Consider the following 26,060-nt stretch of genomic DNA (forward strand, 5'->3'; position numbering starts at 1 on the left):
GCTCCTTTATTTCAAAAATATATATTCTAGCTGTTCTATAAGCGTCATTTAATAGATTATCTTCTATACCATTCTTGCCATATTTTCTTTACGTAAATATATCCTTGATTCCACATTTTACATACCCCCTTCTCACATAATCAGTGAGATAATTGGTAATTCAAATATAACATGGTAATAAATTACATAGGTTAAGCGATTATTACAATCTCTTTAACATCATATTTCCAATTATATGAGAGGATTTACGTGACAAAGTACATAAGTTCAATCAAAATAAATATAAGAGGAGTGATACTGTGCAAAATGTTAAGATGCAAACATTAGAATTTAGAGGTAACCATTATGATTATGGTGTTGCCCAAGCAGAATGGTTAAAGTATACTAAAATGTTGCAAAATAGAGAAAAAGAATGGCGAATTAGAAGACCCCGCTTCGATATTAATATAGATGAAACAAAAAATATATATCAAAAATTCGCACCAAAAATTTGGGACGAACTAATGGGTATTCAAGATACATTAAAATTTCCGTTAGAAACAATCTTGTTAAACTATGGTCATTATAGAGTATATGCTAAAGATAGTGGTTGTTCCATCTTCTTAGGAGAAGATTATATGGTTAGAAACTATGATTATAGTCCTGCTACATATGATGGAAGATTTAGTCTATTCCAACCTACAGATGGTGGATATGCACAAATCGGCCCTACTTCCAGAGTAACAGGCAGAATGGATGGCATGAATGAACATGGTTTAGCGATGGGCTATAATTTTATGCATCGTAAAAAACCTGGTGATGGATTTGTTTGCTATATGATTGGAAGATTGATTTTAGAAACATGTAAAGATATCGATGATGCTGTTAGACTATTAAATGAAATTCCTCACCGTAGCTCTTTTAGCTATATTTTAATGGATAAAACAAACAAAAGGTTTACTGTAGAAGCGACACCTAGAGAAGTTGTTACTAAACAAAACAATTTATGTACTAATCATTTTGAAATATTAAGTCATGAGAATCGAAATTATATTAAAGAGTCTGTCGAAAGATATAATCGAATCGACCAAATCACAAATGACGAAATGTCTTTACAAGATGCTTTTCGATATTTTAATGATCCTCAGTATGAAATATACAGCAAGTTATTCAAAAGTTGGTCGGGTACGATACATACATCAGCATACATACCTAGCCAATTAAAAATGAAAATTGCACTTGGTGAAAATGGTACCATACATACATTTGATTTCAAAGAATGGTTAGATGGTAAATCCATTACCCTCCCAACAATAACAGGTCAGATTGATTCAGACATTCTATTTGCTAGTGAGTGAATGAAAATAGGCTGAGACTTAGAAGTCTCAGCCTATTTCTATATTATTTTATATAAATATCTCCGTTATCTGTATAACTTTCAATAACGTGTTTCCCTTTCCCTACTTTTTCGCCATTAAATGCTTTATTTTCAATTTTTGTATTGCCTGATTCAGATTGTAGTTGTAACAAAGTATTCTTAGGTGGATTCATATAAGAAATTGAAATATCTCCGTCTTCTGTTGATGATTTAATATCGCATTCATTTTTAAGTTGGCTAATATTAATATTACCAAGAGATGTAATCATTTCACTATTGACGAGACTACTTTTATCGACAGATATATTACCTGTTTTGATTTCACCTGTAAACTCCGTTAAATCCGAATGTTTAACTTTAACGCTTCCTAAGTCTGTCATCGCTTTAGCATGTTTCAAGTTTACATTTTGATAAACAATGTCACCTGTGTCCGTTATCATATTACTATTGTTACTTTTAGCATCACGAACTGAAATGTTTCCTGTATTCGTTGTAATGTTAAATGATTCGTAATTTTTAGGTGGCAAAGTGATTACTAAGTGATTAATGGTTTTTCTAAATGGAATAAAGTTGGCATTAAATTTGTATTTATTTTCTCTCTCCGTAAAATGCAATAAATTATTTTCTATGCTCGCATTAACGTCTTGATTACCATTATATTTAATACCTAAATATTTCCCTTTCTTAACTTCAACATTTGTATTTTGCCCATTCACGATAACTTGTTCAACTTGGTTGTTTTTATATATTTTTTCATATGTTTCTTGCTTTTCATATTTATTATTAACCGTGAACCATAATATCGTTCCTAAAATGCCAAAAATTAAGAAGATGCCTAGACCAGATAAAAATAACTTCTTCATGATTCAGCACGCCCCTTAACGAGTTTCACACACCATCTTAAATATTTTAAGATACCTTTGTAACTCACTTCTATTAATTTTAGCCCTGCTACTAACAACATAAGTCCTAATCCTAAGAAAGAGATTGAAAAAATGATATTTGTAATATCTACCCAATAAAAACCGTGAACAAATACATTGATCACACTAACGATAGGACCTAACATCATTAAAGCGCCGATAACGACTACGATGAGAAGTAAAAAGGCAATGATAAGAAATGGAATAATAATAAAAAATATACTAAAAAAGCTCAACCCTAATGTCGCTAAAATTGCTTGAAATACATTCTTAAAATTGGGTGATAGCTCAGCATCATGAATGGCACTTGTTGCGTATATTTTCTTGGCAATTGCTTTAGGTTCACCAAGTTCTTGTATCAAACTTTGTTCATCTTCTGATTCAAAAAATTTCGTTTCATATTCGTACATTATTTTATCTCGCTCTACTTTAGGCAGTCGAGATAATTCATCCTCAAGGTAATTAAGGAAGGTTATTTTATCCATAGAAATACCCCTTATATTCTGAAGTTAACCTTACATTATTCATTATTTTACCATTCTTTTTACAAACAAACTTATATTATCATTTGAATTATTTGATTTCAAGTTATACCCATATGCTATACTAATTTCAACATAGAAATAAGGGGGTAATGATGTGAAAGAATTAATTAAACCGAGTAAGCTTTCTAAAGGTGACACTGTAGCAATTGTCTCTCCTTCATCAGGTTTAGCTGGCGAAAAAGACATATTATGGAGAACTGAAGTTGGTATACAAAGATTAAAAGATGAGTTCGGATTAAATGTCAAAGTCATGCCACACGCATTAAAAGGCGCTGACTTCACATATAACCATCCAGAAAAACGAGTAGAAGATTTACATCAAGCACTACAAGATCCAGAAGTTAAAGCCATTATCTGTACACTAGGTGGAGATGATTCTGTACGATTATGGCCATACATAGACTTAAATATTATTAAGGATAATCCTAAAATTTTCAGTGGATATTCTGACACGACTGCACTTCATTTTATGTTTTATCAAGCAGGTGTTTCTAGCTTCTACGGGCCATTGTTATTAACGGATTTTGCAGAAAATGTTCAAATGGATGACTACACTGTTCAATCGATCAATCAAACGTGGTTCCAAAACGGTGTTGTTGGTAATGTACCTACTTCACCACAAATTAGAAAATACGGTTTACAGTGGGATGAAAAGAACAAAAGTATCAATCGAGAATCTTTTGATAATAACGGATATGAAATTCTAAATGGTTCTGGCAAAGCTACAGGACATCTTATTGGCGGTTGTATGGAATTATTCCATTCATTAAAAGCAACTGATGTGTTCCCTAATAAAGATGTCTTTGATGGTGCTATTCTTTTCATTGAGACTGCTGAAGTTCATGCTCCACCATGGTTGATGGAAGATTATGTTCGCGCATTTGGTTCTATGGGTATTTTTGATAGAATTAATGGCGTTATTATCGGAAGACCTCAAGACGATGTATATTATGAAGAATATAAAGAAGTCTGGGTTAAAATGTTAAAAGAGTGGCATCAAGAAGATATGCCTGTTTTTTATAATGCTAGTTTTGGACATAATGAACCAAAATGCATTATTCCATACGGTGTACAAGCTGAATTAAATATTGATAATAAGACATTTACAATAATCGATAATGCTGTAGATTAATTATTCATTTTAAAGTATTGTACTTTGCGAAATATTTCAGAATTGTTATAATATTAAGTATATAAAAGGGGGATTTTTATAATGACAAAGTTAGCTACATACTATGAACAGGCACAACCCATTAAAGAATATGTTAATGAGATGACCACAAATAAAGAGCAATTACTCGATATTTATCAATCTTTCCAATTACCTAAAAATGACGAACGATTAGATAAAATTAAAGATAAAAATTATAAAGTACTTGTTATTACTGAAGATTGGTGTGGAGATGCAATGATGAACATACCTGTTCTATTAAACATTGCTGATTACGCTAATATTGAAGTGAAAGCTTTCCATCGTGATGAAGATACTAATTTAATTGATCAATACTTAACAAACGGTACTGCTCGCTCTATACCTATTTTTGTATTTTTAAATGAAAAGCATGAACAAGAACATGTTTGGGGACCAAGAGCAATCAGCGTCCAAAAATTTGTAGAAAATATTCGTAAAGATTTACCAAGTAAAGACGATCCAACATATGCTGAAAAAGAAAAAGAAGTACATCATAGCATCCATGAAACTTATCAAAATAAAACAGAATTTTGGGATGACGTATATGAATCAATCGTTAGTTCAATCTCATAATCAGACGTACAAAGGCTCGGACATTCAGTCCGAGCCTTATTTATGTATGTGTGCCCCTATTCAACTTAGGAGAATTTCTCGCCATCCCCATGGCTACTAATATAACTATACTTCAAATCATTAAAAACAGAAAATTCATGTTATCAAAGTTAACATCTAAATTTGGGCATGTGAAAAGCGCTCGTCCGGGAATTAACGAGCGCTTTTCGGGGAAGGGTTATTAATTAAGGAAACATGTATTTTTATAAAGCCGGGAAACTTTATAAAAATATCTTGAATCATTTTATGATCCATTTCAACGTTACAATTACAGATAACTATCAAAACACGTTCTACACAAAGTCATTTACAATCATGAAAAAACATATACGAAATAGTTTTGAGGAATTGAATGGATTGTGCTTCGTGTTGTGTTATCTATGACTAAAGTATATCAGTGAGATAGGAATTTTTGTTGATTCATTCTTAACTCAAATATTTCATTTCTTAAGTGTATTTTACAACTATTTTTTTAACAGTTAGGCATGCCTAACTGTTAAAAAGACGATTAAATCAACATGCAATAAAGCTGCCTAACTGTTAAAAAGACGATTAAATCAACATGCAATAAAGCTGCCTAACTGTTGAATAATGACACTTTTTAAAATTTTGATTGCTGAATATTCTGAATTTAGCTATAATGACATCAATTGGACACAATTACTATAGGGGGAATTTGATGAACAAGAAAATTAAAAACAGGTGGCTAATTGCTGTTGCAGCTGTTGGAATACATATTTCAATAGGATCTGTTTATTCATGGAGTGTATTTACGAAACATATTCAAAATGATTTAGGTTTTACATTAAGTGAAGTATCAAGAATATTTAGTATTGCAATATTGTTTTTAGGGCTTTCTGCAGCTTTTATGGGACATTTCGTTGAGAAATTTGGTCCACGTTTATCCGGACTCGTTTCTACGATATTTTTCATCTCAGGATTGTTACTTTCTAGTTATGCGATTTCCGTCGAGAGCTTGCCCTTACTTTACTTAGGATATGGTGTGTTATCAGGTATTGGGCTTGGTGTTGGATATATTGCACCTGTATCTACATTAGTAAAATGGTTCCCCGATAAGCGTGGTATGGCTACAGGATTAGCAATTATGGGATTTGGATTCGCATCAATGATTGCCAGTCCAGTTATAGAATTTCTCATTACACATTTTAATCTTGTATCGACTTTTATTATTTTAGCAGTCGTGTATTGTATTATCATGCTGATCTCTAGTTTATATTTAGAAAGACCACCAGAATATTATAGACCTAATAGTTTTAATCCTCAAAAGGATAAAAAGAAAAAGCCAGACTTAGTTCAAATGTCTGCCAATGAGGCCGTTAGAACTAAAAGGTTTTATTATTTATGGTTAATGCTCTTTATCAATGTTACTTGTGGTATAGCGATTTTATCAGTAGCAAGTCCAATGGCACAAGAAATTGTAAACTTAACACCTGCCAAAGCCGCGACAATGGTTGGTATTATCGGTGTGTTTAATGGACTTGGACGACTCATTTGGGCAAGTATTTCTGATTTTATTGGCAGAACAAATGTCTATACAATTTTCTTTGTCATTCAAATCGCATTATTCTTATGGTTACCAATCGTAGATAGTCCAATGCTGTTTCAAATTATTCTATTCATCATCATCTCTTGTTATGGCGGTGGTTTCGCTTCTATCCCCGCTTATATCGGTGATATATTTGGTACGAAACAACTCGGTGCCATACATGGCTATATATTAACGGCATGGGCAGCAGCTGGATTGGTTGGACCTTTTATATCGGCAACTGTCAGAGAAATTACACAAAGTTACATGGCAACTTTATATATTTTCGCAGCATTCTTTGTCGTAGCTTTAGCGATTTCATTCCTAATTAGAGTAGATATTAAAAGAATTAAAGAAATGCAAGCACAGTAACATCAAATAAAATCACATAACAAAACCTCCAAATCTTTAAATAAACAGATTTGGAGGTTTTAATATTCATATTTAAATATTTTAAACAAATAGACTTATAAATAGTATAAAGATAATACCTGAAACTGAGATAACTGTTTCAAGAAGCGTCCATGATAAGAATGTTTCTTTCATCGTTAAACCGAAATATTCTTTAAACATCCAGAAACCTGCATCATTCACGTGTGACGCGATTACACTACCAGCACCAGTTGCTAATACGACTAATGCTAAATTAGCATCTGATGATTCTAATAATGGCATAACAATACCAACCGTTGATATCGCAGCAACTGTAGCAGAACCTAATGCTAATCTTAGTACTGCTGCAACAATCCAAGCTAATAATATTGGAGACATTGCAGTATCTGTAAATAGTGACTCAACTGTTTTACCTACGCCACCATCAATTAATATTTGCTTAAATGCTCCACCGCCACCGATGATTAAGAGCATCATACCGATTGGATAAATGGCATTTGTTAATGTATCCATAACTTCTGTAACTTTATATCCTCGTTTAAGTCCCATTGAATAAATAGCAAATAATACTGAAATTAACATTGCAGTACCCGCTTCACCAATAAAACTAATAAAACCTAAAATACCTTGTGGGTTTTCTGGTGAACCTGTTAATAAATCTACAATAGTAGAAATAAGCATAATGAATACAGGTAATAAAGCTGTTAAAGCAGAAATTCCGAAGCTAGGTGTTTCGTCTATATTGAATGTTTTTTGTTTACCTAATGAAGCTAAGTCACCTGACTTAGTAAATGCTTCTGGAATTGCTTTTTTCGCAAATTTTGTAAAAATAGGACCTGCAATAATCGTTACTGGTATTGCAACAATAAAGCCGAATAGTAATACTTGACCAATATCTGCACCAAATTCTTTAGCGATCATGACTGGACCTGGGTGAGGTGGTAAAAATCCATGCGTAACAGATAATGCAGCTGTCATTGGAATACCTAAGTATAATGTTGAAACTTTAGACTCTTTAGCAATTGTAAAGACAATCGGAATTAATAATACTAACCCTACTTCGAAGAATAATGCTATACCAATAATAAATGATGCTGTTACAACTGCCCATTGAATGCGTTTTTGACCAAATTTATTAATCAATGTATGTGCAATTCTAGTTGCACCGCCTCCGTCTGCTAGTAACTTACCTAACATAGCTCCGAGACCAAATATTAAAGCAATGTGACCGAGTGTAGATCCCATTCCTGTTTCAATTGTACCAATGACTTTGCTTAGTGGCATACCAAGCATAATACCTGTTAACATAGCCGTGATAATCAGAGATACAAATGTGTTAAGTTTTAGCCACATAATTAAACCTAATAATATTACAATTGCAAGTGCTACAATTAATAATGGTGCAATTTCTGAAAACATATAAACATCTCCTTATGAATGTGTTGATTGAAATTCTGAAATTAAATCGTATTCTTCATTTAATTTACGACTTAAATTGATGTAAATTGGGATTAACGATTGGTAAATATCGACATTCTCTTGGTTAGGTTCATGTTGATATGTTTTACCGACCATTTCGCTTAAAACTTCAAAATCCTCTATCTCCCCAATAGCTTTTAATCCTAATATACAAGCACCTAAACAAGAACTTTCGTAACTTTCTGGTACTTCAACGGAAGTATCAAATATATCTGCCATCATTTGGCGCCATACTTCACTTTTAGCAAATCCACCTGTTGCTTTAATTTGTTCAGGTGCTTTATCCATCACTTCTATTAAAGCGAGATATACTGTATATAAATTAAGTAGAACACCTTCTAACGCAGCACGTATCATATGTTCTTTTTTATGAGACAGTGTCAAACCAAAGTAACTACCTCTTGCATTCGCATTCCAAAGTGGCGCCCTTTCACCAGCTAAATATGGATGGAATAACAAACCATTTGCCCCAGGTTTTACTCTACTTGCAATCTTAGTTAAGACATCATATGAATCAACGCCAAGTCTTTTAGCTGTTTCAACTTCACTTGCTAACAATTCATCTCTTAACCATCTTAGAACGACACCACCGTTATTCACCGGTCCTCCGATACAATAATGATCTTCTGTTAATACGTAACAGAATATTCTACCTTTATCATCTGTCTTTGGTTTATCAATAATTGTTCTAATAGCACCGCTCGTTCCAATCGTTACAGCTACTTCTCCTTCACGATAGCTATTAACACCTAAATTGGACAATACACCATCTGAAGCGCCGATTACTATCGGTGTATCTTCATTGATGCCCATAATATCAGCATAATTCTTTTTAACTTGTTTCATAATATGTGTTGTTGACACTAATTCAGGTAATTGTGTTTCACTAATTTCAAGCAAGGATAAGACATCTTTATCCCAATTTAATGTATTCAAATTCATCATACCTGTCGCTGAACCAATTGAGTGGTCCATAACGTAAGTTTCAAATAATTGATAGAATACATAAGTCTTAATATCTATCCATTTCTCAGTATTCTTGAATATATCAGCATGTTCATGTTTTAACCAATAAATTTTTGATAATGGAGACATTGGATGAATAGGTGTACCTGTTCTTTTATATATTTCTAATCCATTATGTTCATTATTTATCTTATCTGCGTATTCACTTGCTCTATTATCTGCCCAAGTGATACATTCAGTTAATGGCTGATTGTCTTTATCCATTGCTATCAAGCTGTGCATCGCACTACTGAAACTTAATAATTTGATTTCTTCTGGCTTAGCACCAACTTCTCTAATCACTTTTTTTACTGTAAATAGTACAGCGTCGAATATTTCTGCAGGACTTTCTTCTGCAACGCCAATCTCATGGGTCGTCATTGGATATTCTATATTATGTTTTTTCAAAAAGTTCCCTTCGCTATCATAAATAACAGCTTTAGTACTCGTTGTACCAATATCTACACCAATCATATATTTCATTACAAAATCCTACTTTCTATCTATATTAGTTTGAGAATTCCACAAGACATCAATTTGTTCATCAACGTCATCAAAATTAAAATGAAATGCTTCTTTCATTTTATTTCTATCTTTATTTTCAATCGCTTCAATATATACTTTATGGTTATGAATCACTCTTTTAAAATCTTCAGGTTCATTCTGCATTCTTTTTCTCATTGAAATTAAAACTAAACATTCCATAACTGGCGTTAAATTGTGCCATATCATTTCAATATATTGATGGTGAATAGCAGTGATCATTGATTCATGAAATAGTAAATCCAATCTCGTGAATTCATCTGCATCTTCAAATTCAACAGCTACAGTCATCATTTTTAATATTTTATTCAGCTGTTTAATCACTTCATCATTATTTTCAACTAGTAATCTTTCAAATACAAATGACTCTAACATCAACCTAATGTCATATATTTCTTTTTGGTTTGCTTTAGATAAACCCATAACAACTGCTCCCATACGCTCTAAAGATATAAGTCCATCTTGTTGCAGGAGTTTAAGTGCATCTCTTACTGGCGATCGACTCACTTCAAATTGTTGAGCAATTTTATTTTCACTTAACTTATCGCCTTCTTCTATAATCTTACTTATAATTGCTAGCCTAAGTTCACTCGCTACTTGCTCTCCCGTTGAACGATGCTTTAACCATTCGCTTGGATAATGATAATGATGTTTCATAAAATACCTCCAAACTTCGTATACTTGTATACAAGTTATTGTAAACGTTTTCGAATTATTTGTAAACGGTTACTGCTCATTTTTTAAAATACAAAAAAGAGTTTAGGAAATTTTCAAATCCCAAACTCTTATAAATATAGCGTTATTCTATTGATAATCGATTTAGTACAACTTCCCCTAATGCTTTACTCGCCGTTAACAAAGCATCTTCATTTACGACAAATTTCGGACTATGGTTAAAGTGTGCTTTATCAATTCCATATGGTTTGCATCCGACAAAGAAAAATGTACCTGGTATTTTTTCAAGATATATCGCAAAATCTTCAGAACTCGTTAATTGTTCATGTTCTTTTAAAGATTCAAAATAATCACCTTGACTCGTTGCTAAAATATCTATTAAGTAATCTGTTTGTTTATAGTGATTGACTAGTGGAATACAATCTAATTCATATTTAAACTCACATCGTATATTAAATGTATCTTCTAATCCTTTAATTAACTGCTCTATTTCATCATGGATTTGATGCCCAATACGACTTTCCATATATCTCACATCACCAGCTAATTCAACACTATCTTGTATAACATTTAATGATCCTAAACCATTAAATGAACTAATCGTAACGACGCCCATATCAAATGGATTCAGCCTTCTCGATACAACTGTTTGAACATTCGTTACGAAAGTACTCGCTGCCATTATGGCATCGTTCGCAAGGTGCGGACTTGATCCATGACCACCTTTCCCTTTAACTTTAAGATGAAATAATGATCTACCACCCATTGTGGGACCTTTCCTATATGAAATAACATCAGGTGTATAATCAGGGAATAAATGAATACCATAGATTTCATCCACACCATTTAAATATCCTGACTGCATCATGTCAATCGCTCCACCTGGTGCTAACTCTTCGGCATGTTGATGGATAATCATAATCTTACCTGGTAAATACGCTTTAAGTTCGATCAAACATTCCGCAAGTATTAATAAGTATGCAGTATGTGCATCATGCCCACAAGCATGCATCCACCCTTTATTTTTAGAACTAAATGGTAATCCTGTATCTTCAGTAATATTTAAAGCATCAAAGTCTGCTCGTAATGCAATTCTTTTTCCAGGTAAACTGCCTTCAATCTCTACAATCAGTCCGTAATTACCACCAATGCGTTTATGTATAACGACATCTTTATTTTCATAAAATGCTTCTATATATTGTGAAGTCTTCACTTCAATAAATGACGGTTCAGGATATTGATGTAAATATTGATAATGCTTAATCATATCTTGTTCTTTTTGTTCAAGCTTTTTGAATAGTAAACTACGTAACATAGATTCACCCCCTCAATTTCATAAAAAGTAACTACTACGAAATGTAGTAGCTACTTTTTTTCATTTTTATCTTTTAATTTATCTGGATGTTCATCAACTTTATCTTCTTTTTCAAATTTCGCTAATACGGCTGTTAAGAAAAATCCTAGTCCAGCTCCAATCATTAATGAGCTAGGTGTACCGTGGAAAAAGAAACTTGCGACAATACATATTATACCAATAATGATATAATGTTTAATAAATTTTTTACCCAAAAATATCCCTCATTCTTATGTCTAATAAGTTAAATTTAACATAGAAATGAGGGATAAACCATTAAATATTCTTATTTCTTATCATGTAATGATTGATACCCGTAAATACAGCAATACATGCTACAGATATCCATATTTGTGATACTTTCATTGTTAGTAAACCTTGATTCAATATTTTAGGTAAAAAGTCTAAAGGATTGTATTTCATCATTTTTGATAAATCTTCTCCTATTTCAGGAATAAATATAAATGCATCAAAGATATTAGGTAAAAATAATATTAATATGATGGCAGTAGTATAAACAACTGCCGATTTACCTGTAAGTAAATTAAGGATATTTAATAATGTTCCGTAAAATAGCATGATAAGTAGAAATTCACCAAGCATTTTGAAATAGTCAGTGACACTTAATTCGCCTGCATCGATAATAGTTGATGCTAATAATGTAAATAGCGTACCTAAAATCGTAAATATAATAACAATGCCAATGATAGATAGTAACTTGCCATATAAATACTTCACTCTATTTGTTTTAGAATTTAAGAACAACTGAATGGTGCCATACTGCATATCACGTACTATCGTTCTAATAGAGAACATTAATAATACAAGTCCTCCAAATACGAAGAACATAGCCAATACAACTTGTGCATCAAATGGTCCATCTAATATTTTAACAGAAATCATGATGGCTATTCCTGGAAACAATGAAATGAGAAATCCTAAATAGCCTAATGGGCTTTTAAATATTCTCGTTAAATCATATTTTACATGTTGGGCGATATTCATGATACTTCAACTCCTTTGTTAATATTAAAGTATTGATCTCTTAAAGTCGTTTTATTATTTTGAATAAACTTAGGATAAATATTTTGAGCGCTTAATACTTTTAACACTTCTTGATAATCTTGTAGTGCTTCAACTGAAATAATCGATTCTTGTTTATTACTTGTTACCACTTTGTAATTCATCGTAAGAAGATTAAGCGCCTCATTATAGTTTGAATGGTCAAAAATAAATTTGGTAACGTCTTTTGATTGAGCTTTCATATCGTAATCTTCAACGATCGCCCCATCTTTCATAAATACTGTTCTATCGCATATTAATTCAATATCTTCTAATTTATGACTTGAAATAAGTACTTTAATATTCAAATCTTTACTTACTTTTTCTAAAGTTTTTAAGACGTCAATCGAACCGTCTGGATCCATCCCGTTTGTCGGTTCATCTAAAATCAAATATTGTGGTTTATTCATAAGTGCCACTGCAATAGATAACTTCTGCTTCATACCCATTGAATATTTTTTTACTTTTTTGTCGATATAAGGCTTAATGCCAAATGACTCGATTAACATATTGATATAATCATCATCTACATTTGTCCCTAATACATTTCTAAAGAAGTTTAAATTATAATAACCCGTTTTATTTAAATATAATTTTGGATTTTCTATTAAATAACCCACTTTGTCACTATTTTCTTTGTTGAAAGTTCCTTCATACTTCATAATATTCTGGTTCATAATTTTCATTAATGTTGTTTTACCTACACCATTTTTACCTATTAGTCCGACAATTTGGCTTTCCCCAAAATCAAAGTCAATATTTTTGAGGATATGTTGCTTACCGTAATACTTTTGTATATTTTTTAATTTCACGATTATTCACCTCTCCTTTAAATTGTAATTGCATGCTTTCGCGCTTTATTGATTGAAATGATATAACTCACGATAAATAGAATCATGGAACAGCCTAAAAAGATAGACATATCGTGTGTCGTAAATATCTGAGATTGTATTGAAAAGAATTTAAGCACATAATCTATAAACTGTATTGAGTTTGGTACAATTGCACCGACTATAATCATCCAAAATATAATAGGAATATTGATCAATCTTTTATACTCAGCAAATGGCAAGATTAAGCTGATTGTTAACAAATTTCCTGCAATACTCATAAAAGTTCCTGTAAGATCAAATGATATCTCCATCCCTCTTTCTTGTATTAAAAAAGCAACAATCGTACATAAACCAAGTAGTATTTGTGTTAATAAAATAAATATTAATCCTGTTAAATAATGTGCATTAACGACTGTTGATTGCTTAACAGGCAAGCTTAAAAATGTATACTCAGAATGATTTTTATTGATTCTATTAAATAAAAAATACATTGGTACTAGGAACACGACATAGATCATAACGACGACTATGCCTAAAATACCCATTTTAATAAAGCCATTGACAGGTAATATGACTATTAATGGTAGTAACAATGTTGTAGCCAACATTAAATATAGGTATGATTTTGATAAAATTAAGTTTCTATATAAGATTGCCTTCATTTTATACCTCCATAAACCGTAACTTGATCTTTTTTCGCTTGTTTGATAGCTCTACTAAACTGAATCAACCATATGATTGCAACGATTAATAATATGATTGCTGGTGTATAGTATAAAAATATTTTCCAACCTAATAAATCAGCAAATGGATATTGTCGATTCGAATATATACCAAAGTAAAACATTGTGAATATGCCATACATAGCAACTAATATCCAAGCACCTAATTGATTAATATTTAAATGAGCAAATGTTGGATAAACGATGCTTAACGTAAATAAATTCGTTGCTACAATAAATAACCCAGCTTGAATAAATATTGTGTCTTGTTTTACGAATGCTATGACCATAATCATGATAAATGAAACACCTGTTACTAATAAGTTATATAAATAATGCCCTTTTACAATATCAACTTTAGAAATTGGTAAACTCATATAAAAGATTTGACTACTTTGTTTATTTAAAAATATCGCATGATTAATACTATGAACTGAAACTACTGCGACAAAATATACCGCTAATACATTCATGAGTTCTATATTTTGAAAAGATACAGTAAACTTCGTTATAAATACTAATCCGAAGCAGATTAAATAAAGTAAGTAATACCCCTTCTCATATTGAAAGTTCCGGTAGAAAACAGCTTTCATTTATACCACTTCCTTATCGAATTGATCTTTCTCAATTCTTACCATAATATCCTCTATTGATGGTGTTTCAACGACTACTTCATTTCCAAATAACTCAACAAATACTGAGCTTTGTCTTGTTAATCCTGAGAAACCTGTATTCGTTTCTTTCACACTGATTAATAACGATCTTAATTCATCATCAAGTATGGATTGGTCTCCTTTAATGATTCGATAACCATCTGTTAAATCATCTACACTTTCATTAATAACAATGGATCCATTTTTCAAATAAACGATATAATCAGCAATTTTCTCTAAATCTGAAATAATATGTGTAGAGAAGAAGATAGTTTTTTCTTCATCAATTAACTCTCTTTGTAGAATTTCAAGCACTTCATTACGTACGACTGGATCAAGTCCTGCAGTTGGTTCATCTAGAATGTAAAGTTCAGCATGGTGACTTAATGCGATTGCTAATGACAATTTCATTTTCATACCTGTTGAAAATTGCTTAATTTTTTGTTTATAAGGTAATTTAAATTCTTTAATATAACCTTCAAATACATCGTGGTCCCATTGTTTATAATATTTACTGACAACTTTCTCGATTGTTTTAATATTCCAGTTTTCATACATATATAATTCAGAATAGACAAAGCCGATTTTATTTTTAATTTCAACTGGAATCTCACTTAAATATTCTCCAAGTATTTTTAAATCTCCACTTTGTTCTTTAAGAAGGCCCATAATTATACGAATAATAGTAGTTTTACCAGCACCATTCGCACCAATAAATCCTGTTACATAACCTTTACGTACTTCAAAATTAACATCTGATAATTTAAGATTTTTATGACTAAAATTTAGATTTTTAACGTCTATCGCATTGTCCATTTTATTCACCTTCCTCATAAATCAAATTAACGATTTCATTGAGTTCTTTAACATCCATTCCGATTAACTTTGCTTGTTTAGTTAAATCTCTTGCTAAATCCTCTATGACAATAAACTGTTTTTCTTTCATGATTGAGGGGTCTTGTGATTTTACAAAAGTGCCTTTCCCTCTTATGGTCGTGACAAATTGCTCTTGTTCTAAATCAACATAAGCACGTTTAGTTGTTATTAAACTGACACCTAAATCACTTGCTAACTCTCTCATAGAAGGTAATGAAGCACCCTGTTCTACTTTACCTTGTAATATTTGTGCTTTGATTTGTTCTTTAATCTGTTCATAAATTGGTTGATTACTATTATTTTGAAGTAGAATCTTCATGTTTAACCTCCCTCTCTATAACTGTGTATAAAAAGTATATACATTATATACATATTTGTCAAACATATTCAACAAAAAGCTTATAAATTAGCGTTTTTAGACACAAAAAAACAGAGTGTGTATATACAATATATATACACACTCTGTTTAATTTTATTATTTTAAGTCATTGATTGCTTTAGCAATAGATTCAAATACATGTTCTATATCAGATTTTTCAATACAGCTAAACGCAATACGGATATCTGTTTTATTTAAAGCAATAATACCGATACTATACTTCTCAATTAAATGTAATCTTAATTGCTCAGGGTCTACATCTAACACTTTAAGTGCCATAAAGTAACCTGAATTAAATGCATACGGCTTCCATAATGATTTAAATTCATCACGATAAGCGACTTCTTTAGTTACTTCATATCTTTCTTTTAAAATATTCACGTTATGATCAACTTGATCTTGGAAAGAAGGATCTTCCATTGCATGAATAATTGCAGTTTGGCTTGGTAAAGAACAACTTGATAAGTTACTTCTAATTAATCCTTTTAATTTAGCAACTAATACATCTTTAACAACATCATTTTGACTACCAAATGTTAAGAAACCAACACGGAAGCCCCATGAGAAGTATTCTTTAGTTGCCCCATCAATTTTAACCGGCATAATATTTTCATGATTTAGCGCAGTTATTGCTGTAAAGACAGATTGTTTATAAACATCTTCAAAGAATAATCCATAATAAGCATCATCAACTAAAGTAATTACTTGCGTACCTTTATCAGCTAATTGTTTAATAGCTTCAACCATTTCTTTTACTTCTTCAACTACTGGTGTATAGCCTGTTGGATTATTTGGGAAGTTTAAAACGAGAATAACTTTTTCTTTATTATATTGTTCTAAAGCATGTTTGAAATATTCTAAAGTGTAACTGCCATCTTCTTCAAATGCTTTATAAGTTTCAATGTTCGCACTATGTCTTACACCAAAAGCTAATTTATAGTTCCCCCAGTTATGTTCAGGTAATAAAATTGTATCTTGGGCATCTACAAATAAGTCTCCAGCTAAAGATAATCCGTGTGTTAATGCATTTGTTACGACTGGTTTAGAAATATCATCAGCACTTAAATCAGGATTGTCTTTTAAAATTTTATGTTGCCATAATGTACGTAAACGTTCATCACCTTGTGGCGGTGCATATGGGAATATATCACTTGGATCTTGGGTACCAAATTGGTTATATAAAGCATCTGTGTACATAATACCTTCATCAGTAGTTGCCATACCGATTGTTGCATTATACTTTGTACCTTTTGCTTCTCCAGATTGTGATAAAATACCCTTTGGATAATAAATAGATTTACCTAAATCGGAAAGCATATCTAATACAACAGGATATTCTTTTTTCAGTTGTTCATTTAATTCTAATGCTAGTGGGTTCATAGAAAGTCATCCTCTTTCATTGTTATGATACTTCTATACTAGACGAGAATTATGAAAATTAAAAGTGTGTTCACTAAATTTCATCATTTAATTTTAGAAAATGATCCCTTTTTGGATAACAAAGAAATAATTGATATAATAAATAAAGTAAAGGAGCAAAATATATGTCTACAATTACAAAAGTTCTCGTTGGTTTAGCTATAATCTGCTTAATTATTGGAATAGGCATTCAAATAAGCGGCAACTCAGGCATTCAATTTACATTCGCATCAATATTATTTTTAGTAGCTGCATTTATAAGTAGAAATGGCGACCGAAAAAAGGCTAATAAAAAGAAGTAAAAAAATATAGAGACTGGAACATAAGGTAATGTCCCAGTCTCTATATTTATATTATGATTGCTTTGGTATTTTCCAATAATCATCTTTATTTTCTTTATCTAATACTTTCTTAAATCCTTTTGATTGATATGCCTCTTTTATATCTTTTACCCATTTAGCATCTTTATTTTTACTATCTACAACAACTTGTAAATATAAATCTTCTACTAAATCTTCTTTTAGAAGTCCTTTAGCTGGATCAACTTTCGAAGCGTAAACAATTGAACCTGGTATAACTGCATAATCAACTTCGTCTAAAATTCTAGGAATATTTGCAGAATCCATCGTTTTGATGTTAAGATTCATTGGATTATCAGAAATATTTTTCTTCGTGATTTTAATATCATTTTTATCTGCATTTAATTTAATCCAACCTGCTTTTTCTAATAAACGATAAGCTCTAGCTGCATTTGATGGATCTTGTGGTATAGCTATTGTATCTCCCTTTTTAATACCTTTAAGATCTTTATTTTTATTAGAGAAAATTTGTGCAGGCACTGTTGGTATTTTAGTAATATTCGTTAAATCAGCATCTCTTTCTTTATTAAACGTATCCATATACGCTTTATGTTGATCAACGTTAACATCCACACTACCTTCTTGCAAAGCAACATCAGCTTGTAGTAATTCAGTGAAGTCTTTATCTTTAACAGTATAACCTTTCTTCTCTAATTCAGGTTTAATACCTTTCAAAAACAACTCACTATAAGGTCCCGGTGATGTAGCAATAGTAATTTCCTTCTTTTCTTTGTCATCATTATTTCCACAAGCTGCTACTACAACTGATAAAATAAGTGTCAAAGCTAAAAATATGTATCTTTTCATAAAAACGCCTCCCTTAATTCCGACTAAACTCATCTGTTTAATTACTATATTATCATTTAGTAATCTAAAGTCAATCAAATTTTTATATGTTAAACTTTCATTAGGAGTGATAATTATGGCTTTATATCAAAAGTTAATTCAAACGAATGCTGGTGAAATGACTGTACTTTTAACATAATAAAAAAACAGAAATCCTCTATTGAAGAATTCTGTTTAATAGTTCGTTTAATATTTTGGTTTATTTCTATTCATTTTAGTTAATGATTTCCATTGTTTTTTCTTTTCAGAAGCCGCTTTTTTAGATACTTTCGAATTGTTATAAGCAATTTCTTTTTTAAGTTTTAGATAGTTGTTATATTGACTTATATCTAAATCACCATTTTTTAAAGCTTCTTGTACTTTACATCCAGGTTCAGTCTCATGTTTACAATCACTAAACTTACAATTTTGGGAGAGTAATTTAATATCCTCAAAACTGTCTATTATATTATCTTGGTCAACTGAAAGCCCTAAGCTTCTCATTCCAGGTGTATCAATTATTACACCGGTAGGCTGAATCAAATACAAGCCTCTATGTGTTGTTGTATGTCTACCTTTTTGATCATCTTCTCTTGTTGAATGAGTTTTTAAAATATCTTTGCCAACTAAATAATTTGCTATACTCGATTTTCCAACACCCGACGACCCTACTAGTGTTGCAGTCATACCTTCATAGAACCTTTTCTTAATTTGATCCATATTGATATTTTTAATCACACTAGTAGTGATAATAGGGACATTACTTAATCTCCTGTTGACTAATTGAACTTTTTCTTTGTAATCATCAATAATGTCTAACTTATTCAAAATGATAACAGGCAAGGCACCACTTTCTTTAATTTGAATCGCATATCTTTCTAACCTGTTTAAATTAAAGTCGCCATCTAGTCCCATTACAATAAACACTTCATCAATATTCGTTGCTATATATTGGTCAAGTGATTCATGTTTTTTAGATTGCCGTTTTAGCTCACTAGTTCTTGGTAATATATCAATTATCAATTTAAAATCATCTAGTTCATTAACGACAACCCAGTCTCCTATAGCAGGTATCAATTTTTGATTAACTAATTTTTGTGTAATTTCTGCTTTATACTGACTTGTGGTTGTTATGACTTTAAAATGATTTTTAGAGACGAAAGATATTCTTCCAATTTTAAATTCATCATTAAAATTATTCTTATAATATGATAATTGTTCTTCTTTAATACCTAATTGTTCTATTTTCATTTAACTCCCCATTTATATAAATTAGGAATTATGGCCACCCATACTTAAGTTAACAAGAAACAATTGATTTAAATCCAACATAATACATCACCCTTTCAAACTTATTATCATAATTGTATATGAACATATATTTTTATTCAAATTCATAAAGTATGAGTTGTCTATATGTTAAACTTTCATTAGGAGTGATAATTATGGCTTTATATCAAAAGTTAATTCAAACGAATGCTGGTGAAATGTTAGCAATTGCTAATAATGAGTACTTATTAATGTTACATTTTACGAATAAACCTTCGTTAGAAGAAGAGTTACAAATTGTACGTAAACAACTTAATTCAGAAATTAATGATGAAAGTAATCATGTTTTAGATAAGCTTGAAGAGGAATTGAATCTTTATTTTGAAGGTAATCTTTCTAATTTTACAACACCTATACATTTTAATTTTGGTACAACTTTTCAACAAAAAGTGTGGCGTGCTTTATGTGATATTCCGTTTGGCGAGACGATATCTTATAAGCAGTTAGCTGAAAATATTGGTAAACCTACTGCTTTTCGTGCTGTCGCTAATGCAAATGGTAAGAATTTTATTACGATTCTTGTACCTTGTCATCGTGTGATAGCTGCTGATGGTTCAATTGGTGGATATTCCAGTGGCATAGAACGAAAAGAAATCTTGCTTGATATTGAGAAAAATAAAAGTAACATCAGCTAATATTTTCAACCGATGTTACTTTTTTTAGTTTACTATAAATGTTTAATCATATATTTGTAGTCATGTCCACTTAGTTTTAGATCATATGATGACTTGAAACCAAGTTTCTCATATAATTTCATTGCACCTTCATTATCAAATTCACAATTTAATGATACTTGCTTAAATCCTCTTTCTTTAGCTCGTTCAATAGCATCTTCTATAAGTTTAGAAGCAATACCTCTACCTCTATATTCTGAAAAGACCGCAACTGAATCAATATATAAATCACCATTATCCGCTTCATGTTCAGGTAACGGCGTTCCTTCTAATTTAAAAGAATCTTTAAATGCAATATTGTACCAATTTTCTTCAAGTTGTTTTTCGTCAGTACCACTATAGCAATTAAGAAAACCTGCTACTTCACCATCGACTTCATATACCTGACTATGTTTATAATGGTTTCTATATTCACTCTCAACACTCGCTTGTTCAAGTAATCTTAAAACAGTTTCCTTATCATTTTGAACAACTAAAGGTAGTTCCATATCATGCCAAATCATAAACATTAACTCACTTAGTTTTTTCGCATCTTCTTTAACAGCAGGTCTAATCATATTTTCTACTCCTTTAATACAAATTAGATTCATTTTAACATAAAAATCCCCTTTCCATATGGTTTAATACCATTTAGAAAGGGGATTAGACATATCTCTAAATTTGTAATGTCGGTTATATTTACCGAATTACATCATACCTGGCATTCCGCCCATGCCGCCCATATCTGGTGCTGCTGGTTCTTCTTCTGGAATGTCTGCTACTACTGCTTCAGTAGTTAAGAACATTGCTGCTACAGATGCTGCATTTTGTAATGCTGAACGTGTAACTTTTGTAGGATCGACAATACCTGCGTCTAACATATTTACCCATTCATCTGTTGCTGCATTGTAACCAATACCTTCATCAGCATTTTTAAGTTTTTCAACTATAATTGATCCTTCTAAGCCAGCATTTTCAACGATTTGACGTAATGGTGCTTCAAGAGCTTTCAACACAATGTTCACACCAGTTTGTACATCGCCTTTCGCTTCAACTTCAGCTACTTTATTATAAATAGATACTAATGCTGTACCACCACCTGCTACTATACCTTCTTCAACTGCAGCACGTGTAGAGTTTAAAGCATCTTCAATTCTTAATTTACGTTCTTTTAATTCTGTTTCAGTTGCAGCACCTACTTTAATAACTGCAACGCCACCTGCTAATTTAGCTAAGCGTTCTTGTAATTTCGTACGATCAAAGTCTGAAGTTGTTTCTTCAATTTGAGCTTTAATTTGACCAACACGAGCGTCGATGTTTACTGAGTCACCTTGACCTTCAACAATTGTAGTGTCGTCTTTAGTAACTTGAACTTTACCTGCTTCACCAAGCATATCTAGAGTTGTTTCTTTTAAGTCTAAACCTAAGTCATCAGTAATCACTTGGCCACCAGTTAAAATTGCTAAGTCATCTAACATTGCTTTACGACGGTCACCAAATCCAGGCGCTTTAACTGCTACTGCTGTAAATGTACCACGTAATCTGTTTAATACTAAGTTTGTTAATGCATCTCCATCAACATCGTCAGCAACAATTAAAATTGGTCTATTTGTTTGTAAGATTTTTTCTAAGATAGGTAAAATATCTTGGAATGAAGAAATCTTTTTATCTGTAATTAAGATGTAAGGATTTTCTAATTCAGCAGTCATTTTATCTGAATCTGTCACCATATATGGTGAAGTATATCCTCTATCAAATTGCATACCTTCAACAACTTCTAATTCAGTGCTGAATCCTTTAGATTCTTCAATTGTAATAACACCGTCATTACCTACTTTTTCCATTGCTTCTGAAATAAATTTACCAATTTCTTCATCAGCAGCAGAAATAGAACCAACTTGTGCAATTTCTTCTTTTTTCTCAACTGGTTGAGAGATATTGTGTAATTCTTCTAAAGCTACTTTAACTGCTTTATCAATACCTTCACGAATACCAACTGGATTTGCACCACTTGTTACGTTTTTTAAACCTTCTTGAATCATCGCTTGAGCTAAGACAGTTGCTGTAGTTGTACCGTCACCTGCAACATCATTTGTTTGGTTTGCAACTTCTGCAACTAATTTAGCACCCATATTCTCATATGGATCTTGTAATTCAATTTCTTTAGCGATTGTAACACCATCATTTGTGATTAATGGTGAAGTGAATTTTTTATCTAAAACGACGTTACGTCCTTTAGGTCCTAAAGTTACTTTAACTGCATTTGCTAATTTATCAACACCAGCAAGCATAGAACGTCTAGCGTCTTCTGAAAATTTTAGTTCTTTAGCCATTTATAAAAACCTCCATAAAATATCTTCAAAAATATTATCTAAATTATTCAATAACTGCTAAAATGTCATCTTCTGAAAGGATAATATATGTTTCTTTATCTCGTTTAACTTCTGTTCCTGCGTATTGTTGATATACAACTTGATCACCTACAGCAACATCTACAGTAAGTCTTGTACCATCTTCCAGACGCTTACCTGGTCCAACAGCAACAACTTTTCCTTCGTTGGACGATTCTTTAGCTGAATCTGTCAATACAATTCCGCTAGCTGTAGTTTGTTCTGTTTCTGTTTTCTCAATAATAATTCTATCTCCCAATGGTTTTAACATTTATAAAATCCTCCTTGTCGCTAATAATGTTAGCACTCTTTATACTTAAGTGCTAACTACATTTTTATAATAATCAAATTTGGTCAAAATTACAAGCAATATAACTTAAATTTTTCTCTTTTTCTGCTAAATAAGGTACAATGTTTACATGTTTATTTTTGGAGGAATTGAAAATGCAATTTAATCGATTAACTGTTAATATTGCTACCCTATTACTATTTGGTGTTGTACAAACAATCGCAATTATTCCAAATAGTTTATACGCTGATTCAGGATTATCTAAAGTCACAAGATTAGAAATCAGCTTAACTTGGATGGCAACAACAGCTATCATTACTGTTTTATTATTATGGTATATGAACTCAAATATTAAAAACCCAACTCGATTAGAACAACAAAAGAAAGAACCATGGGTATACGTGATTTTCTGGTGTGTTGCAGGTATTATAATGGCCATGCTTGGACAAATCATCGCCGCTTTGATTAATACATATATATTTAATCAACCAGTAGAAAGTGGCAATACTCAAAATCTCATGAAGATTGCACAACAATCACATATATTAATCATTTATATCGTATTAGCAGGTCCAATATTAGAAGAATTAATATTCCGTAAATTAATTTTCGGAGAGATATACAATATGATCAAAGCACCTAAGTGGTTAAGCTTTATCGTAGCAGTATTAGTCAGTTCTTTTATCTTTTCATTAGCACATTCAGATCCAGAACATACATTAATATATGTTGTAATGGGAACTGTATTTAGTGGACTTTATGTATTAACGAAACGTATCATCGTACCAATGATTGCGCATATGGGAATGAACGGTATAGTTGTTTTGGGACAAATTGTATTTAAAGATCAAGTAAACGAACAATTAGAGAAGCAATCTCAAATTTCACAACTGATTTATCATACAATCTTGAGCATGTATAGCTAAATGAAAATAAAATAAGCATATCACCGAACTGAAGAACTCAGCCTTAAGTGATATGCTTATTTTTTGTATTTAGAGAGCGGCTAACTTCCATTATTTCGAATTCTGGTAATTAGAACGCGCTACCTATCATTATTCTGAATTGTGGTAATTAGAGGGACACTTCTTAGAGACATTTCTCACAATTATGTCCCTAACATATTCTAATATTGTTTAACGCCCCATAATACTTCTTCACATTTTTTAATAATGTATTTAATAACTTCGATTCTAGCTGATTTTTTATTGTCAGCTGGTACGACAAGCCATGGTGCATGATCTGTGTTTGTTAATTTAATCATATCGTGACTTGCTTCGATATATTGATCCCATTTTTCTCTATTTCGCCAATCTTCGTCTGTAATTTTCCATTGTTTTTCTGGTGTTTCTTCTCTTTCTTTAAATCTTCTTAATTGTTCATCTTTATCTAAAGTTAAGAAGAATTTCAAGATAATTGCACCTTCGTCTGTCCACATTTTCTCAAATTGATTGATTTCTTCATATGCACGTTTCCATTCTTTCTTAGTAGCAAATCCTTCTACTCTTTCGACTAATACTCTTCCGTACCAACTTCTATCGAATATTTCAATATGGCCGCTTCTAGGCATATCTTTAGCAAATCTCCATAAGTAATGATGATTCAACTCAACATCTGTTGGGGCACTTATTGCATTTACTTCATAACCGGTTGGATCTAATTTTTCTCTAACTCTTTTAATATTGCCACCTTTACCGGCTGCATCCATGCCTTCGTATACTAATATTAACGGAATTTTTCTTTCGTATAATGCAAATTGCAATTCTTTCAATCTATCTTGTAAGTCACCTATAAGAGATTTATATGTCTTTTTATCTACTTTATCTAATGATTGATTAAATAGGTCTGTTTTAAAATCTTCTGTAAAATCGCCATCAATTACTTTGTCTTTCTTTTTATGTAGTTTAATCGCTTTGTTCAAACGATTGATAATGTGCTGATACATTAAATTGATAGCTTCTTCTCTCTCTGTATAATCAATGATTTCCCATTCATCAGGCGATGCTTTAAGTATTTTATGCATTTCTTTATGATATACGTCATCATTAATGGCACTTTCATATTCTTGTGCTTTCCAACTTGTTAATGGATTTTCTTTCATTTCTTTTAAATGTTCTTTTCTCTTCTTATCACTAATCTCAATATAAAACTTAATAATTTCATAGCCATCATCATGGACCATCGATTCAAAGTCTTGGATTTGTCTTCGTAATGCATGATATTTGTTGTATATAGAATGTTTTATTTTGTTTGCTTGATATTCTATATAATATGCATACCAACTTCTAAAATAAATATTGATATCACCTTTTGAAGGTAAACTGTTCCAATACTTCTGTAAAAATTGATATCTTAGATCGTCTTCTGAAGGTGATTTCATCGGTACAAAGTGTGTGTATTTAGCATCAAGTGTTAAAAGAAGTTCATTTGATAGTCTCGTCTTACCTGATGCGGGAACACCTTCAAATACAATCATGATAGGAATTCCAAGTTCTTTTGTCTTCCTCGTTAATGCTGCTACTTCTAAAGATAATTGTTCATTATTTTTAGCCATTTATATACACCTCTTTTCATCTCATATTATATGCTTTTACCTTTATTTTCGCAATTTTCAATAAAATTACAACAAAGAAATGTTATAATATAT

27 protein-coding genes are annotated in these 26,060 nt (G+C 31.4%); 7 read left to right on the forward strand and 20 right to left on the reverse strand.

Annotated elements, in window-relative coordinates; genetic code table 11:
- Positions 1 to 299: 299 nt before the first annotated feature.
- Entirely contained in the window at positions 300 to 1,337 is a 1,038-nt protein-coding gene (locus ACJTHF_RS12880) for a C45 family autoproteolytic acyltransferase/hydolase (RefSeq protein WP_078354812.1), read from the forward strand.
- A 43-nt stretch (positions 1,338 to 1,380) separates the two neighbouring features.
- On the opposite strand, the gene ACJTHF_RS12885 is transcribed toward ACJTHF_RS12880, so the two are convergent.
- Together ACJTHF_RS12885 and ACJTHF_RS12890 are read right to left on the reverse strand one after the other, a co-directional pair.
- Positions 1,381 to 2,220 carry a DUF4097 family beta strand repeat-containing protein gene (locus ACJTHF_RS12885; RefSeq protein WP_048540622.1) on the reverse strand — a complete coding sequence of 280 codons (840 nt, stop codon included), beginning with the start codon at positions 2,218 to 2,220 and terminating at the stop codon, positions 1,381 to 1,383.
- Positions 2,217 to 2,765: an HAAS signaling domain-containing protein gene (locus tag ACJTHF_RS12890; protein ID WP_058591843.1), complete on the reverse strand. Its 549-nt coding sequence runs from the start codon at positions 2,763 to 2,765 to the stop codon at positions 2,217 to 2,219. Before ACJTHF_RS12890 ends, ACJTHF_RS12885 begins: the two co-directional genes overlap by 4 nt.
- 154 nt (positions 2,766 to 2,919) lie before the next feature.
- Between ACJTHF_RS12890 and ACJTHF_RS12895 the strand changes: the two genes are divergently transcribed.
- From ACJTHF_RS12895 to ACJTHF_RS12905, 3 genes are all read left to right on the forward strand, one after another.
- Positions 2,920 to 3,957 carry a S66 peptidase family protein gene (locus ACJTHF_RS12895; protein WP_078354814.1) on the forward strand — a complete coding sequence of 346 codons (1,038 nt, stop codon included), beginning with the start codon at positions 2,920 to 2,922 and terminating at the stop codon, positions 3,955 to 3,957.
- Positions 3,958 to 4,038: 81 nt separating this feature from the next.
- A complete protein-coding gene (locus tag ACJTHF_RS12900) occupies positions 4,039 to 4,590 on the forward strand; it encodes a thioredoxin family protein (protein WP_058611167.1) in 552 nt (183 codons plus the stop codon).
- A gap of 718 nt (positions 4,591 to 5,308) precedes the next feature.
- The gene (locus ACJTHF_RS12905; protein ID WP_232157309.1) at positions 5,309 to 6,547 is read left to right on the forward strand and encodes an OFA family MFS transporter; all 1,239 of its coding nucleotides are present in this window, start codon (positions 5,309 to 5,311) and stop codon (positions 6,545 to 6,547) included.
- A gap of 81 nt (positions 6,548 to 6,628) precedes the next feature.
- On the opposite strand, the gene ACJTHF_RS12910 is transcribed toward ACJTHF_RS12905, so the two are convergent.
- The 12 genes from ACJTHF_RS12910 to ACJTHF_RS12965 form a co-directional block, all read right to left on the reverse strand.
- Entirely contained in the window at positions 6,629 to 7,987 is a 1,359-nt protein-coding gene (locus tag ACJTHF_RS12910) for a gluconate:H+ symporter (RefSeq protein ID WP_048540617.1), read from the reverse strand.
- A gap of 12 nt (positions 7,988 to 7,999) precedes the next feature.
- On the reverse strand, positions 8,000 to 9,535 hold the full coding sequence (gene gntK, locus ACJTHF_RS12915) for a gluconokinase (protein ID WP_058591839.1): 1,536 nt from the start codon (positions 9,533 to 9,535) through the stop codon (positions 8,000 to 8,002).
- Between the two features lie 9 nt (positions 9,536 to 9,544).
- The gene (locus ACJTHF_RS12920; RefSeq protein WP_058591838.1) at positions 9,545 to 10,252 is read right to left on the reverse strand and encodes a GntR family transcriptional regulator; all 708 of its coding nucleotides are present in this window, start codon (positions 10,250 to 10,252) and stop codon (positions 9,545 to 9,547) included.
- 142 nt (positions 10,253 to 10,394) lie between these two features.
- On the reverse strand, positions 10,395 to 11,585 hold the full coding sequence (locus ACJTHF_RS12925) for an amidohydrolase (RefSeq protein ID WP_232157311.1): 1,191 nt from the start codon (positions 11,583 to 11,585) through the stop codon (positions 10,395 to 10,397).
- A gap of 50 nt (positions 11,586 to 11,635) precedes the next feature.
- On the reverse strand, positions 11,636 to 11,839 hold the full coding sequence (locus ACJTHF_RS12930) for a hypothetical protein (RefSeq protein ID WP_025905081.1): 204 nt from the start codon (positions 11,837 to 11,839) through the stop codon (positions 11,636 to 11,638).
- 61 nt (positions 11,840 to 11,900) lie between these two features.
- Positions 11,901 to 12,629 (reverse strand): ABC transporter permease subunit, encoded by a 729-nt coding sequence (locus tag ACJTHF_RS12935; protein ID WP_078354815.1) that lies wholly within the window; start codon positions 12,627 to 12,629, stop codon positions 11,901 to 11,903.
- Positions 12,626 to 13,498, reverse strand: a complete 873-nt coding sequence (gene pmtC, locus ACJTHF_RS12940) for a phenol-soluble modulin export ABC transporter ATP-binding protein PmtC (RefSeq protein ID WP_078354816.1) — start codon at positions 13,496 to 13,498, stop codon at positions 12,626 to 12,628. Before pmtC ends, ACJTHF_RS12935 begins: the two co-directional genes overlap by 4 nt.
- Positions 13,499 to 13,515: 17 nt before the next feature.
- A complete protein-coding gene (pmtB, locus tag ACJTHF_RS12945) occupies positions 13,516 to 14,181 on the reverse strand; it encodes a phenol-soluble modulin export ABC transporter permease subunit PmtB (RefSeq protein WP_153654383.1) in 666 nt (221 codons plus the stop codon).
- A complete protein-coding gene (locus ACJTHF_RS12950) occupies positions 14,178 to 14,834 on the reverse strand; it encodes an ABC-2 transporter permease (RefSeq protein WP_078354818.1) in 657 nt (218 codons plus the stop codon). Before ACJTHF_RS12950 ends, pmtB begins: the two co-directional genes overlap by 4 nt.
- Positions 14,835 to 15,710 (reverse strand): phenol-soluble modulin export ABC transporter ATP-binding protein PmtA, encoded by an 876-nt coding sequence (gene pmtA / locus ACJTHF_RS12955; RefSeq protein WP_232157313.1) that lies wholly within the window; start codon positions 15,708 to 15,710, stop codon positions 14,835 to 14,837. It lies immediately after the preceding gene.
- A gap of 1 nt (position 15,711) precedes the next feature.
- Positions 15,712 to 16,089 (reverse strand): PSM export ABC transporter transcriptional regulator PmtR, encoded by a 378-nt coding sequence (pmtR, locus tag ACJTHF_RS12960; RefSeq protein WP_048540607.1) that lies wholly within the window; start codon positions 16,087 to 16,089, stop codon positions 15,712 to 15,714.
- A gap of 156 nt (positions 16,090 to 16,245) precedes the next feature.
- Entirely contained in the window at positions 16,246 to 17,529 is a 1,284-nt protein-coding gene (locus ACJTHF_RS12965; RefSeq protein ID WP_058591830.1) for an aminotransferase class I/II-fold pyridoxal phosphate-dependent enzyme, read from the reverse strand.
- 164 nt (positions 17,530 to 17,693) lie between these two features.
- Between ACJTHF_RS12965 and ACJTHF_RS12970 the strand changes: the two genes are divergently transcribed.
- Positions 17,694 to 17,870: a hypothetical protein gene (locus tag ACJTHF_RS12970; RefSeq protein ID WP_048540605.1), complete on the forward strand. Its 177-nt coding sequence runs from the start codon at positions 17,694 to 17,696 to the stop codon at positions 17,868 to 17,870.
- Between the two features lie 51 nt (positions 17,871 to 17,921).
- Here the strand turns inward: ACJTHF_RS12970 and ACJTHF_RS12975 are convergent, their stop codons facing one another.
- Both ACJTHF_RS12975 and rsgA read right to left on the reverse strand, forming a co-directional pair.
- A complete protein-coding gene (locus tag ACJTHF_RS12975; protein WP_048540604.1) occupies positions 17,922 to 18,734 on the reverse strand; it encodes a MetQ/NlpA family ABC transporter substrate-binding protein in 813 nt (270 codons plus the stop codon).
- Positions 18,735 to 18,959: 225 nt separating this feature from the next.
- A complete protein-coding gene (rsgA, locus tag ACJTHF_RS12980; RefSeq protein ID WP_058591828.1) occupies positions 18,960 to 20,003 on the reverse strand; it encodes a ribosome small subunit-dependent GTPase A in 1,044 nt (347 codons plus the stop codon).
- 194 nt (positions 20,004 to 20,197) lie between these two features.
- Between rsgA and ACJTHF_RS12985 the strand changes: the two genes are divergently transcribed.
- Positions 20,198 to 20,716, forward strand: coding sequence for a methylated-DNA--[protein]-cysteine S-methyltransferase (locus ACJTHF_RS12985; protein ID WP_232157315.1), 519 nt, complete (start codon positions 20,198 to 20,200; stop codon positions 20,714 to 20,716).
- Positions 20,717 to 20,748: 32 nt separating this feature from the next.
- Here ACJTHF_RS12985 and ACJTHF_RS12990 read toward each other — a convergent pair whose 3' ends face one another.
- The 3 genes from ACJTHF_RS12990 to groES form a co-directional block, all read right to left on the reverse strand.
- Positions 20,749 to 21,312 (reverse strand): GNAT family N-acetyltransferase, encoded by a 564-nt coding sequence (locus ACJTHF_RS12990; RefSeq protein WP_232157316.1) that lies wholly within the window; start codon positions 21,310 to 21,312, stop codon positions 20,749 to 20,751.
- 129 nt (positions 21,313 to 21,441) lie between these two features.
- On the reverse strand, positions 21,442 to 23,067 hold the full coding sequence (groL, locus tag ACJTHF_RS12995) for a chaperonin GroEL (protein WP_037589599.1): 1,626 nt from the start codon (positions 23,065 to 23,067) through the stop codon (positions 21,442 to 21,444).
- Between the two features lie 43 nt (positions 23,068 to 23,110).
- A complete protein-coding gene (groES, locus tag ACJTHF_RS13000; protein WP_025905068.1) occupies positions 23,111 to 23,395 on the reverse strand; it encodes a co-chaperone GroES in 285 nt (94 codons plus the stop codon).
- A 173-nt stretch (positions 23,396 to 23,568) separates the two neighbouring features.
- Between groES and mroQ the strand changes: the two genes are divergently transcribed.
- Positions 23,569 to 24,339 carry an intramembrane glutamic endopeptidase MroQ gene (mroQ, locus tag ACJTHF_RS13005; protein WP_048540600.1) on the forward strand — a complete coding sequence of 257 codons (771 nt, stop codon included), beginning with the start codon at positions 23,569 to 23,571 and terminating at the stop codon, positions 24,337 to 24,339.
- 200 nt (positions 24,340 to 24,539) lie between these two features.
- On the opposite strand, the gene ACJTHF_RS13010 is transcribed toward mroQ, so the two are convergent.
- Entirely contained in the window at positions 24,540 to 25,967 is a 1,428-nt protein-coding gene (locus ACJTHF_RS13010; protein WP_232157318.1) for a phosphate--AMP phosphotransferase, read from the reverse strand.
- Positions 25,968 to 26,060: the final 93 nt, after the last annotated feature.

It is taken from the genome of Mammaliicoccus sp. RAM2 (assembly GCF_045897195.1).
Lineage (GTDB): Bacteria > Bacillota > Bacilli > Staphylococcales > Staphylococcaceae > Mammaliicoccus > Mammaliicoccus sciuri.

What these genes read in the sequence shown, in the direction of transcription:
- ACJTHF_RS12885 (WP_048540622.1), bottom strand. Translation starts at nt 2,220, where the DNA reads ATGAAGAAGTTATTTTTATCTGGTCTAGGCATCTTCTTAATTTTTGGC.
- ACJTHF_RS12890 (WP_058591843.1), bottom strand. Translation starts at nt 2,765, where the DNA reads ATGGATAAAATAACCTTCCTTAATTACCTTGAGGATGAATTATCTCGA.
- ACJTHF_RS12900 (WP_058611167.1), top strand. Translation starts at nt 4,039, where the DNA reads ATGACAAAGTTAGCTACATACTATGAACAGGCACAACCCATTAAAGAA.
- ACJTHF_RS12905 (WP_232157309.1), top strand. Translation starts at nt 5,309, where the DNA reads ATGAACAAGAAAATTAAAAACAGGTGGCTAATTGCTGTTGCAGCTGTT.
- ACJTHF_RS12910 (WP_048540617.1), bottom strand. Translation starts at nt 7,987, where the DNA reads ATGTTTTCAGAAATTGCACCATTATTAATTGTAGCACTTGCAATTGTA.
- gntK (WP_058591839.1), bottom strand. Translation starts at nt 9,535, where the DNA reads ATGAAATATATGATTGGTGTAGATATTGGTACAACGAGTACTAAAGCT.
- ACJTHF_RS12920 (WP_058591838.1), bottom strand. Translation starts at nt 10,252, where the DNA reads ATGAAACATCATTATCATTATCCAAGCGAATGGTTAAAGCATCGTTCA.
- ACJTHF_RS12925 (WP_232157311.1), bottom strand. Translation starts at nt 11,585, where the DNA reads ATGTTACGTAGTTTACTATTCAAAAAGCTTGAACAAAAAGAACAAGAT.
- ACJTHF_RS12935 (WP_078354815.1), bottom strand. Translation starts at nt 12,629, where the DNA reads ATGAATATCGCCCAACATGTAAAATATGATTTAACGAGAATATTTAAA.
- pmtB (WP_153654383.1), bottom strand. Translation starts at nt 14,181, where the DNA reads ATGAAGGCAATCTTATATAGAAACTTAATTTTATCAAAATCATACCTA.
- ACJTHF_RS12950 (WP_078354818.1), bottom strand. Translation starts at nt 14,834, where the DNA reads ATGAAAGCTGTTTTCTACCGGAACTTTCAATATGAGAAGGGGTATTAC.
- pmtA (WP_232157313.1), bottom strand. Translation starts at nt 15,710, where the DNA reads ATGGACAATGCGATAGACGTTAAAAATCTAAATTTTAGTCATAAAAAT.
- pmtR (WP_048540607.1), bottom strand. Translation starts at nt 16,089, where the DNA reads ATGAAGATTCTACTTCAAAATAATAGTAATCAACCAATTTATGAACAG.
- ACJTHF_RS12965 (WP_058591830.1), bottom strand. Translation starts at nt 17,529, where the DNA reads ATGAACCCACTAGCATTAGAATTAAATGAACAACTGAAAAAAGAATAT.
- ACJTHF_RS12970 (WP_048540605.1), top strand. Translation starts at nt 17,694, where the DNA reads ATGTCTACAATTACAAAAGTTCTCGTTGGTTTAGCTATAATCTGCTTA.
- ACJTHF_RS12975 (WP_048540604.1), bottom strand. Translation starts at nt 18,734, where the DNA reads ATGAAAAGATACATATTTTTAGCTTTGACACTTATTTTATCAGTTGTA.
- rsgA (WP_058591828.1), bottom strand. Translation starts at nt 20,003, where the DNA reads ATGAAAATAGAACAATTAGGTATTAAAGAAGAACAATTATCATATTAT.
- ACJTHF_RS12985 (WP_232157315.1), top strand. Translation starts at nt 20,198, where the DNA reads ATGGCTTTATATCAAAAGTTAATTCAAACGAATGCTGGTGAAATGTTA.
- ACJTHF_RS12990 (WP_232157316.1), bottom strand. Translation starts at nt 21,312, where the DNA reads ATGATTAGACCTGCTGTTAAAGAAGATGCGAAAAAACTAAGTGAGTTA.
- groL (WP_037589599.1), bottom strand. Translation starts at nt 23,067, where the DNA reads ATGGCTAAAGAACTAAAATTTTCAGAAGACGCTAGACGTTCTATGCTT.
- groES (WP_025905068.1), bottom strand. Translation starts at nt 23,395, where the DNA reads ATGTTAAAACCATTGGGAGATAGAATTATTATTGAGAAAACAGAAACA.
- mroQ (WP_048540600.1), top strand. Translation starts at nt 23,569, where the DNA reads ATGCAATTTAATCGATTAACTGTTAATATTGCTACCCTATTACTATTT.
- ACJTHF_RS13010 (WP_232157318.1), bottom strand. Translation starts at nt 25,967, where the DNA reads ATGGCTAAAAATAATGAACAATTATCTTTAGAAGTAGCAGCATTAACG.